Genomic DNA, 11,718 nt, shown 5'->3' on the forward strand with positions numbered 1-11,718 from the left:
CTTATTTTAGTTGGTATGATGCGTTTTCTCGTTCTAATTTTGCTATGGCAGACAATAATTTGAAGGCTGCAATATTATTAGCCATTTGCGAATTGGTGTACTGTGACCTGGCGTCGATGGTTTCGATATAGGTGTTGACACCTTCATTGAAGCCTCTTAATATCAACCGCTGATAGGTTGAAGCTGCTTCCATCTGGATTTTTGAACTTTCGTAGTTCTTTTGCATAGCTATCAATTCATTTTTTGCTACCTCAGCGGAAAGTTCCAATTGCTGTTTGGCTTGATCCAATTTGTTTTGAGCTTCGGCGACAGCAATCTGGTTTTCCTGGATCTTCAGTCGGTTTCTGTTTCCCTGAAATATGGGGAAACTCAATTGAGCACCCACCATGAAATATTGCGATTGACGGCTTACGCGCAAACCCTCAGCCTGTGATCCTAAATCCAAAAAGGCACTGAGCTTTGGAACAAAGGCTTGCTTGCTCATCTCTACCAAAGACTCTTGGATGGAAATATTGCCTTCAAGCGACTTCAATTCTTCACGTCCATCGATATTTACCGATAGTTCGGTTGCATGGAGATCATTGGTCCTGTTTTGTGCAGGATCAAAATAGATTTCTGCATTCGCATCTCGGTTCAATAGTGAATTGAAATAATACTTGGCATTCTTGATCTGCTGTTCTGCTTCTGCGATTTTTGATTCCTGTTGCGCGATTTCGGCATCTGACCTGATCACGTATGCTGGCAGTCCTTTTCCTGCTTCCAGTAATTTTTCGTTCACCCGCCTGCCCTCTTTGGCTAAAGTCAAAGCGTTCAAATAAATTTCTTTGGCTTGGACCGCACTTAAATAATTGAAATAGGCTATTTTAATATCCTTAACTAATTCCCTTTTGTAGGTTTCTGTTTCGGTCTTGCTCAGCTCGACCATTTTTTCACGGACGACCTTATTGTGTTTGATATCAGTATTGATGATTGGCACGGATGTCCTCACCTTGGCATCGTAATAGTTCTTTGGAAGGAAGGTTATCTGTTCATTCTCAATCTGGGGGAAATTGCTGCTTTGAGTCAATTGATTCAACGTAGTGTAGACTGGATTCAACATATCGCCAATTGGAAGGTCGATGGATCGGCCGCCATCTGCATGAGAATAGGTCAAGTCGAAAGTAATATTAGGAAGGTACATGCTCCTTGCCACCTCTAGTCCATTCATTGCCTTTTTCATGGATAGGTCTTTCTGGATCAACACCAAATTGCTATCCAGGCCCTGTTGTACATACTGTTCTAATTGATGGTCTTGCGCGTAACTGATTCCACTTATTCCGGTAAAAAGGATTATCAGCTTAGTTAGTGATTTGTATAAGCTCATTATTAACAGTGTTAACTATATATTCAAAAAAAACTATTTTGTTGCTTGGATCAATCCAACCAGGATGAGGTAGGAAGAATAAACATGGTCTTCCAGATCACCTGTTTTTCCAAACAGCTCATGTAAACAATCTAAATGCTTTGTGATATGTAATGAAACCAATCCATGCACAGAACTCCAAGCTTGAATGGTCACAAATACAGGATCCATACCTTTGAAATAACCCACCTGTTGACAATCAACAATGGTCTTCTTTAATAATTCGATCACCAATTCACCCTCAACCCAAGAACTATCCTCTATCTGCGAATTCAAGAAAGACAATGGCTCCTTCATCATAAACATAACCTGGTAGTATTCAGGGTGTGTAAAAGCAAAATGAATATATATCCGTCCGACTGCTTTTAAACGTTCAAAGGGATCTTCCACGGTCATCAATGGAAGGAACTGATCCTTAAGCATCCCGAACCCTACTTGATGTAAGGCATAAACGATATCATTCTTATCCTTATAGTATAGATAGATCGTTGTAGGACTGAATCCAATTTCCTTTGCGATCTTTCTTATTGAAGTCGCCTCATACCCTTCCTGGACAAACAGCTTTTTTGCTGCTTCTAAAATCACGGTACGTAGGTCTTCTTTTTGTTTTATTTTCTTTTCCACTTGATATTGTTTTCAAAAACAAAACTACTTAACAGTGTTAAGTAGTTTTGTTTAATTTTTCTAAAAAGACATTTGTATGACAATCCAATAAAAAAGGAGCTGTCCAAACGGACAGCTCCTCATTCAACTAACCACAATTAAACTTACTTCACTTCAATTAGTCTCTTTGCTACGATTGCTTCTTCTTTTTTACCGATCTTAATATTCAATACTCCATTTTCATAGGCAGCATCGATATTAGAATAATCAACTACTTCAGGTAGTGTGAAAGATCTGGAGAACGAAGTGTAGCTAAATTCTTTTTTGCTATATACTTTACCCTCTTCTACTTTTTCTTCTTGTTTTTCAACAGAGATATTGATTACATTCTTATCCACATTGATCTTGAAATCTGATTTCTGCAAACCTGGTGCAGCAACTTCAATATGGAAAGCTTCTGCGGATTCCGTAATGTTAACTGCAGGTACGCGTGTTACCAAGCGGTCTGTTAAAAAAGAATCATTGAATAAATTGTCAAATACATTGTTTACAAATGGATTCACTGCATCTGTGTTGTAAGATTTTCCTGGTAATTTTATTAATGCCATGTTTAATTCCTCCTTATTTTTTTAGTTCTTTAATTTCTGTTTTATAACATCCTATAATCAACTAACGTACCAAGGGCATACAAACTTATTTACAAGACAATTTGTCCTGTATCAAGTAAAAAACACAGCCAAAATGACCGGTTAAGAAAAATTCAACATGATTTTTAGACAGTTAATCCTTTGTGTAATAAAGAGATACTACAGAATTAGCAACATCACCTCCAAATGGAGGATTAATCTTTCGAATGGATATCTCGATCTGTTGGATATGCGAATATTCTTCAACAATTCTGTTTAGGATATCTTCTGCTGCAGACTCCAGTAACTTTCTGCGAGGGCTCATCACCTCTACCAAGATAGCATAAAGCTCTTCGTAATTTACTGTATTTTCAATTTCTTCAGCGTCTGGATTTTTGAAGGGGAAACTTACTGAAACACTAACCATAAACTCATTCCCTAAAACCTGCTCTTCTTCATAGTAACCAATCGGTGAATAAAAACGAACATCTTCTAGTGCAATTTTTTGGGTAATCTGGGCCATTATGAATAAAGTTTTTGATTTTGCTTATTAAAAATAATGTTTTTTCTTATATTAACCATAACAAAATACTTAAACCGATGTTAAAACATTCTTTATTAATAGCATTGCTTGCTGGAGTATCCTATGCAAGCGCACAAACAAAGTTTAAACCTGAAGACACTGAATTTTATGAACCAGTTCCTCGCGTCGTTAATACCAAAGCTAATGCAGCCCCTTCGGATGCCATTGTCTTGTTCGATGGAAAGAATCTATCGGAATGGGTAAGCGACAAAGATGAAAGTGCTCCGCAATGGACCATCAAAGATGGCGTACTAACGGTTAAGCCCGGTACTGGTGGTATCCATACCAAAAAGACCTTTGAAGATTTCCAATTACATATCGAATGGAAAAGCCCTGAAACCATCAAAGGTGAAGGTCAAGGACGTGGAAACTCCGGCATATTCCTACAAGGAAAATATGAACTTCAGGTATTGGATAACGACAACAACAAAACGTACACCAACGGACAAGCGGGAAGTATATACAAACAAAGCCCTCCTCTTGCAGAAGTGAGAAAACCTGAAAGTGGATGGCATACCTATGATGTGATCTATTCAGCTCCTAAATTCAACAAGGACGGTCATTTGATCAAAAGAGGAACGGTTACCGTCCTACATAATGGCGTAGTTGTTCAGAACAACACCGAAATCCAAGGTACGACAGAATACATTGGATTACCAAAAATGCAGGCACATGGCGCTGGTCCGATTGCATTACAAGATCATGGCGATCTAGTTTCTTTCCGAAATATTTGGATCAGGGAACTATAAGAAATTAAGAATATTAAATAGCAAAGGGGCAATCAAAAAATTGCCCCTTTGCTATTTAAATGTTGATAGCCTATTTTAGAAGCTTCACTTCATATAAGTCTTTTCTTCTATCCTTCAAGATCTTGACAGTTCCATACTCATGCAGATCACGCAGAGCGTAAAGATCAACGTCAGCGATCAGGACCATTTCGGTATTTGGCGTGGCTTCTGCCTTGATTGCATTGTTTGGAAAGGCAAAATCTGATGGAGTGAATACCGCAGATTGTGAATACTGAATATCCATGTTGTTTACACGAGGCAAGTTACCTACCGACCCTGCGATCGCTACATAACATTCATTTTCGATAGCCCTAGCTTGTGCACATGCACGGACACGGATATAACCATTCTGTGTATCTGTCATAAAAGGCACAAATAAGATCTGCATTCCTTGATCCGCCAAGATCCTGCTCAATTCCGGGAATTCAACATCATAACAGATCAAAAGCCCCACTTTACCGCAATCGGTATCAAACACCTTCACTTCCGAACCGCCCACTAAACCATAATACTTCATTTCATTCGGTGTAATATGTATTTTCTTATAATGGTCCAAACTACCGTTACGATGACACAGGTAACTGATGTTATACAACTTACCACGCTCCATGATTGGCATAGATCCGGAAATAATATTCACGTTATAAGAAACGGCAAACTGCTGGGTTCGCTCAACGATCTCCTTGGTATGTTCCGCTAACTTCTCCATGGCCAGACGCTCTGGAAGCTCATTATAAGGGCTCATCAATGGCGTATTGAAAAACTCAGGGAACATGATGAAGTCGGTATTGTAGTCACTCACCGTATCCACGAAGAATTCAATCTGATCATAAAATTCCTGAATATCCTTAAACTGGCGCATCTGCCATTGCACCAAGCCCAAACGGATGGTTTGCTTGGTTGCCGAGTTCGAAGGAGCGTCCGGTTCATAATAAATATTGTTCCACTCCAATAAGGTCGCTACCTCCATCGATTCCGCATCTTCAGGAAGGTAATTCTTTAAGATCTTCTTAACGTGGAAATCATTCGAAAGCTGGAAGGTCAGAGTAGGATCATAGATCTCTTTTCTTTTCACCTTTTCAATGTAGGTCCTTGGGGTCATACTGTCCGAATAGTTATGGTAATTCGGAATACGTCCACCGGCGATGATCCTTTGCAGGTTCCTCTGCTCACATAACTCCTTTCGCTGATCATACAACCTTCTTCCTAATCGCAAGGAGCGGAAATCCGGATGCACAAATACCTCGATACCGTATAGGGTATCCCCATCTGTATCGTGTTTATCAAACTTACCATCATCAATGATGCTGTAATATTTATCGTAAATATTGGTCTTGCGTGAATTCAGGATAATGGATAATGCACATGCCACAACTTTCCCATCCACCTCAACAGCGATCTGTCCTTCAGGAAAAATATCGATAAGGTCAACAATATTCTCTTTGGTCCATGGATCCCCTACCAAACCATGGTAAGCTTCTTCCATAGAATTCTTTAAATCCTTATAATCTTTTTTACTAAGGTTTCTAACTTTAATATCCATTTTAATATGATTGAATTGCCAGAAGCGGCAAAGTTATCCATAAAACAAAACCCATTCCAAATTTTAACTAAAAATCACTATCCATTCGTAATGAACATCTTAGCTATTTAAGAGCAATCTCCATTTCCGTGAAACCGTGTAGGATTAAAAACAGGTTTTTATTTCAGTAAAATACATTAAAAAACAAAACATTCAGCAATATTTTCAAGAAACTGATTTTAACAGGCTGGAATCATTTCATGATTTTATACCTTCTCAGGAAACATCAAACAAAAATAGCTGCCAATGGCAGCTATTTTAAAGCTTTATGAAATAAATTTAAGCTTCGCCTTTTGGAGTTCCGAAGTTAAGGGGGTATGGCATATCCTTTGGTTGGATTGTTCCATTTTGCCCTTCAAAACGGCTGATGTTCTCCTGCAAAGCTTTCATTAATTGTTTTGCATGTTCAGGTGTCAAAATAACCCTAGACTTAACTTTAGCCTTAGGCACACCAGGCATAATCCTAACAAAATCCACCACAAACTCTGTATTAGAATGGGTGATAATTGCAAGATTTGAATACACTCCTTCTGCAATCTCTTCGGTTAGTTCTATGCTTAATTCTTGTCCTTCCGGATTTGGATTAGGGTTTTCCATGTCTGTTCTCTTCTCTAATTTATTTTATTTACTAAATGTTCTGAAATCCTGATCTTTTTGGATGGTGAGGACCATTTCGTAGATCAATCGGATCACATTATCCACATCTTCTCTGTGAACCATTTCAACAGTTGTGTGCATATAACGCAAAGGTAAGGAAATCAACGCAGATGGAACACCTCCATTTGAATATGCAAATGCATCGGTATCGGTTCCCGTAAATCGTGATGACGCCTGTCTTTGAATTGGAATATTATTCTTTTGGGCCACCTCGATCAACTGTCTGTTCAAGTTAATCTGAACTGCAGGGGCATAAGAAACCACAGGTCCTTTCCCACAGGCCAGATCTCCTTGGGTGATCTTATTGATCATCGGTGTATTGGTATCATGGGTAACATCCGTGACGATCGCCACATTTGGCTTGATATAATTGGCAATCATTTCTGCTCCGCGAAGACCAATCTCTTCCTGAACCGAATTGACTACATATAATCCAAAAGGAAGTTTTTTCTTGTTTTCCTTCAACAATCTGGCAACCTCGGCAATCATAAACCCACCAGCTCTGTTATCCAATGCCCTACCTACATAATAGCGGTTGTTCAAGATCATGAACTCATCCTCATAGGTGATCACACATCCAACGTGGATGCCCAGTTCTTCGACCTCCTCTTTGGAAGTACAGCCACAGTCCAAGAAAATATTCTTCAGGTTCGGGCTCTCTTCTTTTTCACCAGAACGGGTATGGATGGCTGGCCAGCCAAAAACCGCTTTCACAATACCCTTGTCCGTATGGATATTGACACGTTTTGACGGAGCGATCTGATGGTCAGAACCGCCATTACGGATGACATAGATCAAACCGTCTTTAGAGATATAGTTCACAAACCAAGAGATCTCATCCGCATGAGCCTCAATTACCACTTTGTATTCTGCTTTCGGATTTATGATCCCAACCGCAGTTCCGTAGTTATCAATATAGGTCTCATCGACATAGGGCTTGATATAGTCCAACCACATTCGCTGTCCCCCCCATTCAAAACCTGTTGGAGAAGGATTATTGATATATTTTTCAAAAAAAGACAAGGAAGCATCCGTCACTACCGATGCTCTTTCTTCTACTTTTGCTGATTTTTTTGCCATAGTGAAGTATTAATTCTCGCAAAATAAGTATTTCCTTAATTTTCGCAAAAATAAAATCCGAAAGCTTATCTTTACCGGACACATTATTGCAATATGTTAGATATTTTAAGTTTTATTACCTGGGGACCTGAACCAGAAATCTTTAAAATTGGATCATTTGGCGTACGCTGGTATTCGCTATGTTGGTTGTTAGCCTTTGTAGTATCTTACTTCTTGATGCTCAAGATCTTTAAGAGAGAAGGAAAATCGCAAGAGTTATTGGATAAATTAACCATCTATATCTTTGTTGGAACCTTAGTTGGTGCTCGACTTGGTCACTGTTTCTTCTACGACTGGGCATACTACAAAGAACATTTCCTGGAAATATTCATCCCCTTTCAGAAAATCAATGGAAGTTGGGAATTAACTGGTTTTACCGGATTGGCGAGCCATGGTGGAGCCATTGGTATACTGATAGCCTTATGGTTGTTTTCCAGAAATACAAAGACTAATTTCATGTGGATTACAGACCGTTTGGTCCTTGTAGTACCTATTGCAGGAGCTTTTATTCGTCTAGGGAACTTCTTCAATTCAGAAATGATCGGGAATCCTACAGACCTGCCATGGGCGGTCGCATTTACCCACATTGACCAGATCCCTCGTCACCCTGCACAAATGTATGAAGCCATTGCATACGTCATTATCTTTTTTATCCTTTGGGCAATGTACCAGAAAAACAAAGACCCAAAACCAGGGAAATTATTTGGAATATTCTTGATCCTTCTTTTTGGAGCACGTTTCGTAATTGAATATGTAAAAATCGATCAAGTAGCTTTCGAAGCTGGAATGTTATTGAACATGGGGCAGATCTTAAGTATTCCATTCATCTTACTGGGAATCTTTCTGTTGGTCAGAAAACCTAAAGAAACTAAAAAAGCTTAACAACATATAGCCCTGCATTAGAACAGGGCTTTTTTTATCCTTATTGAATGTCATCTGCGCTAAAAAATAACAGAAAAGTCACGCTGCTAATTTTAGGTTTACTATCTGCAATCGGACCTTTCTCCATTGATCTTTATTTACCTGCTTTTGATGTCATAGCTGAAGACTTCAATACTTCCGTGGATAAAGTTCAACTGACGCTTACCAGTTATTTTATCGGCATTGCCTTCGGTCAAATGATCTACGGACCGATATTGGACAAATATGGCCGCAAAAAGCCGCTATTGGTCGGGTTAGCTATATATTTCTTTGCTTCCCTTCTGTGTATCTTGACCAAGGACATCAATCATCTCATTATTCTTCGATTCCTACAAGCTTTGGGAAGCTGTGGTGGCATGGTTGGCGCAAGAGCTATGGTCACCGATTATTACAGCAATCGTGAGGCAGCCAAGGTCTTCAGTTTATTGATGTTGGTCATTGGGGTCTCGCCTATCCTTGCCCCGAGCATCGGCGCCTTTATGCTGGCCCATTTTGACTGGCATTATATCTTTTTATTCTTGGCTGTGCTATCCTTATTTATTTTGGTTGCTACGGCTTTCTTGTTGCCTGAAAGCTTTGCTGGAAACCGAAGTTTGTCCTTAGCGCCAAAATCTATCTTGGGAAACTTCTGGCAGGTCCTTTCCAATAAGGTCTTTATTTCCTATTGTCTGATCGGCTCTATTGCTTCGGCCGGAACTTATGCCTATTTAGCGGGTTCCTCCTTTGTGATGCAGCAATTCTTTGGGCTAACAAAAGCAGAATACGGGATAGCCTTTGCCTTTATAGCATCTGCGATGGTCATTGCAACCCAATTGAACCGTTACTTCTTGAAAAAACACAGTAGCGAATACATTAGCCGGATGGCGAATACTTGGCAGGCCTTCATAGGAATACTGATGATAATAGCATTAATGACCAATAGCCTGAGTTTTCCGGTATTATTGATCTTAATTTTTTGCTTCCTTTTCGGTCATGGTTTTATTTTCCCGAATACCTCAGCAGTAGCTTTGACACCTTTTAAAAGCCTAGCCGGCAGTGCATCTGCCCTATTGGGCTGTATCCAGATGGCCATTGGAGCCTTTGCTTCAGCCTTGGTCAGCTTCTTCCATAATGGAACGGCATGGCCGATGCTAATGGTGATGTGCTCTGGAGGAATTTTGTCCCTGATACTACACCTTATCGTCAAAAAAAGGGTTCCAACAACAGAATCTTAATCAAAAAAATAACATAAAACAAATAGCGGGGAACTTATGGTTCCCCGCTATTTGTTTTATGTTCATGAACTTATCCGTTCAAAAAGCTTTCTAATCCCAATCGATAACTATCCAATCCGAAGCCTAATATTACACCTTTGCAATTTTTGGACAGGTAAGAATGATGTCTGAATTTCTCACGTTGGTGAACATTGGAGATATGAACCTCCACAACAGGCGTATTGATCGCAGCGATTGCATCTGCTATGGCTACTGAAGTATGGGTATAAGCACCGGCATTCAATATTACCCCATCAAATGAAAAGCCAACTTCATGGAGTTTATCGATAATTGCTCCCTCAGAATTACTCTGAAAATAATGCAGGTCCAAAACCGCATATTTATCTTTCAGTTGTTCAAAATAGGTTTCAAAGGATTGGTCTCCATAGATCCCCTTCTCTCGAACACCAAGTAGATTCAAATTAGGCCCATTTAGGATTAATATCTTCTTCATTATTTGCGTTTATTCGATAAATATACTATAATCCTAAAGATCTCCATAAAGATTACGGAAACTTGAACGTAATCCCACTGTAATTACACCAGATTTCTGGGTCGGAGCTTTTTCGATCTTATTATAACGCTGCGTATAGCCCACTTCAAACCTCAAATTATATTTCGGGTTCAAGACATAGGCAGCTTTTAAATCCGCGTAGTAAAGATCGTTTTGAACACCTTGGCCGATTTTGTTGCCATAGGTAATAGGTGCAGTATTGTACGATTGGAAGATATCTCCACCATAGTTGATAAACTGTCCCAATTGTCCCATCGGATCGGTCCCATAACGACTGTACATCCCTTGAACAGAAAAATCAAAACGATTCCAAGAATAGTTTGCAATACCGATCAACTCCCTAAAGTTCGCTCCTCTAGGATGCGCCAAAGGTTCCCCACGGTTACTATAGTTAGAGATCGAAACAAAGTGCTGATAGGTATATGGACGAACCGCATTATATTCTGCCAAAATATTTAAGTTTCTTACACCAAAAATATTAAAGGCTTTTGCTCCCAATTGCATCCCCCATTTATTGTGTTTATATCCGTTGTTTGAGAAGAATTCCTTCGCAGTAAATTCACCTAAGAGAAACTGACCGTAAGCAGTCAAGTTATCAAGGATCTTATATTTTGCATTCAATCCCAAGAACATCTTATCTGGGGAAGAAATATTATTATTTTCCACCGGTCTCAGGAACAATACAGGATTTAGGTAATTGAAATCGAACCCTCTATGTCCAGCTTGATTACGGTTGGCCCAAATAACGGATTGGAAGAATCCTAAGGACAATCTATTGGTCACATTCCAATCTAAATACTGGAATGCACCCCATTTGATACCATCACCAAAACGACCACCTGAATTCAGGGAGTCAATCCTTGGATTATTTGGATCGGTCATATATGCCCAAATGGAAGTATATTGCACATTACCAACCTTACCGGTCAGTTTCAAATGCGCCATATTCGCTGAAAAATCTGACAATAGAACAGATCTATACCCATCACCTATAAAATTCTTATCATAGGCCAAGGTCGCTTGGAAATAGTCACTGAAATCGTAAGTTAGGTTCGCTGTAGCATACATCCAGTCCTTGGTCTTGTTGAAAGGTCTCTTGGCCATTGCCTGTCCAGGAACAACCTTCGATTGCATGATATACTCATCGATATATCTTGGGAATACACCTTGATTCTCGAAGAAGTTACCGTAGAAAGTAAATTTATCCTTTATGGTAACACCCGCTTGAACCCCACGGGTATTTAGCCAAGTGGTCCTTTTATCAGGATCAATCATTTCTGTACCGATGACAAAGTCTGGTAAAACATCCAAATAAAAGGAATGGTCTTCTTTTTCAACCTGAACAAGGTGTTCATTGAAGATCTTGCGCATAAACCAGTTATCTGAATCCACCGGATTCAATGATTGAATGGAATCCATCTTCTCTAACAATCGCCCTTTAAACAAATAGGGTTTTGAAGAAGTATGATAACGCGTATTCGGAGAATACAACTCCTCATCATACTTTTGATAATGCTGGTAAGAGTAAGGCTGATTTTTGACTTGCGCATGCAATTGGCCAAAGGCACTTAGGCTGAGCAGTCCGGCTATCGCATAAGATAAAGTATGTTTCATAAATTATTAGTCGAGATGTTTGGGCTATACTATCAAATTTTATTCCTAAAAACTCC

The 11,718-nt window shown here is 39.4% G+C and carries 12 protein-coding genes; 3 read left to right on the forward strand and 9 right to left on the reverse strand.

What is annotated here, in order from left to right; translation table 11 throughout:
• Window position 1 precedes the first annotated feature (1 nt).
• From NLF99_RS09855 to folB, 4 genes are all read right to left on the reverse strand, one after another.
• Window positions 2–1,363 carry a TolC family protein gene (locus NLF99_RS09855; protein ID WP_254528017.1) on the reverse strand — a complete coding sequence of 454 codons (1,362 nt, stop codon included), beginning with the start codon at window positions 1,361–1,363 and terminating at the stop codon, window positions 2–4.
• A gap of 33 nt (window positions 1,364–1,396) precedes the next feature.
• Window positions 1,397–2,026, reverse strand: coding sequence for a TetR/AcrR family transcriptional regulator (locus NLF99_RS19795; RefSeq protein WP_185214175.1), 630 nt, complete (start codon window positions 2,024–2,026; stop codon window positions 1,397–1,399).
• A gap of 143 nt (window positions 2,027–2,169) precedes the next feature.
• Complete coding sequence (locus NLF99_RS09865) at window positions 2,170–2,613, reverse strand: Hsp20/alpha crystallin family protein (protein WP_185214174.1); 444 nt, start codon at window positions 2,611–2,613, stop codon at window positions 2,170–2,172.
• 172 nt (window positions 2,614–2,785) lie between these two features.
• Window positions 2,786–3,154, reverse strand: a complete 369-nt coding sequence (gene folB, locus NLF99_RS09870; RefSeq protein ID WP_185214173.1) for a dihydroneopterin aldolase — start codon at window positions 3,152–3,154, stop codon at window positions 2,786–2,788.
• Between the two features lie 77 nt (window positions 3,155–3,231).
• Between folB and NLF99_RS09875 the strand changes: the two genes are divergently transcribed.
• Entirely contained in the window at window positions 3,232–3,963 is a 732-nt protein-coding gene (locus NLF99_RS09875) for a DUF1080 domain-containing protein (protein WP_254528019.1), read from the forward strand.
• A gap of 70 nt (window positions 3,964–4,033) precedes the next feature.
• Here the strand turns inward: NLF99_RS09875 and NLF99_RS09880 are convergent, their stop codons facing one another.
• The 3 genes from NLF99_RS09880 to NLF99_RS09890 all read right to left on the reverse strand — a co-directional run bounded on the left by NLF99_RS09880 (window position 4,034) and on the right by NLF99_RS09890 (window position 7,321).
• Entirely contained in the window at window positions 4,034–5,545 is a 1,512-nt protein-coding gene (locus NLF99_RS09880) for a carbon-nitrogen hydrolase family protein (protein ID WP_254528021.1), read from the reverse strand.
• Between the two features lie 318 nt (window positions 5,546–5,863).
• A complete protein-coding gene (locus NLF99_RS09885; protein WP_185214170.1) occupies window positions 5,864–6,181 on the reverse strand; it encodes a DUF3467 domain-containing protein in 318 nt (105 codons plus the stop codon).
• 24 nt (window positions 6,182–6,205) lie between these two features.
• Window positions 6,206–7,321: a M42 family metallopeptidase gene (locus NLF99_RS09890; protein ID WP_185214169.1), complete on the reverse strand. Its 1,116-nt coding sequence runs from the start codon at window positions 7,319–7,321 to the stop codon at window positions 6,206–6,208.
• Between the two features lie 93 nt (window positions 7,322–7,414).
• Here NLF99_RS09890 and lgt point away from each other — a divergent pair, with 93 nt between their 5' ends.
• Window positions 7,415–8,242, forward strand: a complete 828-nt coding sequence (gene lgt, locus NLF99_RS09895) for a prolipoprotein diacylglyceryl transferase (protein WP_185214168.1) — start codon at window positions 7,415–7,417, stop codon at window positions 8,240–8,242.
• A gap of 47 nt (window positions 8,243–8,289) precedes the next feature.
• Entirely contained in the window at window positions 8,290–9,495 is a 1,206-nt protein-coding gene (locus tag NLF99_RS09900) for a multidrug effflux MFS transporter (RefSeq protein WP_254528023.1), read from the forward strand.
• Between the two features lie 70 nt (window positions 9,496–9,565).
• Here NLF99_RS09900 and aroQ read toward each other — a convergent pair whose 3' ends face one another.
• Window positions 9,566–9,988, reverse strand: coding sequence for a type II 3-dehydroquinate dehydratase (aroQ, locus tag NLF99_RS09905; RefSeq protein WP_254528025.1), 423 nt, complete (start codon window positions 9,986–9,988; stop codon window positions 9,566–9,568).
• A gap of 33 nt (window positions 9,989–10,021) precedes the next feature.
• Window positions 10,022–11,662, reverse strand: coding sequence for a gliding motility protein RemB (locus NLF99_RS09910; RefSeq protein ID WP_254528027.1), 1,641 nt, complete (start codon window positions 11,660–11,662; stop codon window positions 10,022–10,024).
• Between the last annotated feature and the right edge of the window lie 56 nt (window positions 11,663–11,718).

The organism is Sphingobacterium sp. LZ11T8, from assembly GCF_024261425.1.
GTDB lineage: Bacteria > Bacteroidota > Bacteroidia > Sphingobacteriales > Sphingobacteriaceae > Sphingobacterium.

Bases quoted from the DNA above. Each gene is read 5' to 3' on its own strand.
- NLF99_RS09855 (WP_254528017.1), bottom strand. From the start codon at position 1,363: ATGAGCTTATACAAATCACTAACTAAGCTGATAATCCTTTTTACCGGA.
- NLF99_RS09865 (WP_185214174.1), bottom strand. From the start codon at position 2,613: ATGGCATTAATAAAATTACCAGGAAAATCTTACAACACAGATGCAGTG.
- folB (WP_185214173.1), bottom strand. From the start codon at position 3,154: ATGGCCCAGATTACCCAAAAAATTGCACTAGAAGATGTTCGTTTTTAT.
- NLF99_RS09875 (WP_254528019.1), top strand. From the start codon at position 3,232: ATGTTAAAACATTCTTTATTAATAGCATTGCTTGCTGGAGTATCCTAT.
- NLF99_RS09880 (WP_254528021.1), bottom strand. From the start codon at position 5,545: ATGGATATTAAAGTTAGAAACCTTAGTAAAAAAGATTATAAGGATTTA.
- NLF99_RS09885 (WP_185214170.1), bottom strand. From the start codon at position 6,181: ATGGAAAACCCTAATCCAAATCCGGAAGGACAAGAATTAAGCATAGAA.
- NLF99_RS09890 (WP_185214169.1), bottom strand. From the start codon at position 7,321: ATGGCAAAAAAATCAGCAAAAGTAGAAGAAAGAGCATCGGTAGTGACG.
- lgt (WP_185214168.1), top strand. From the start codon at position 7,415: ATGTTAGATATTTTAAGTTTTATTACCTGGGGACCTGAACCAGAAATC.
- NLF99_RS09900 (WP_254528023.1), top strand. From the start codon at position 8,290: ATGTCATCTGCGCTAAAAAATAACAGAAAAGTCACGCTGCTAATTTTA.
- aroQ (WP_254528025.1), bottom strand. From the start codon at position 9,988: ATGAAGAAGATATTAATCCTAAATGGGCCTAATTTGAATCTACTTGGT.
- NLF99_RS09910 (WP_254528027.1), bottom strand. From the start codon at position 11,662: ATGAAACATACTTTATCTTATGCGATAGCCGGACTGCTCAGCCTAAGT.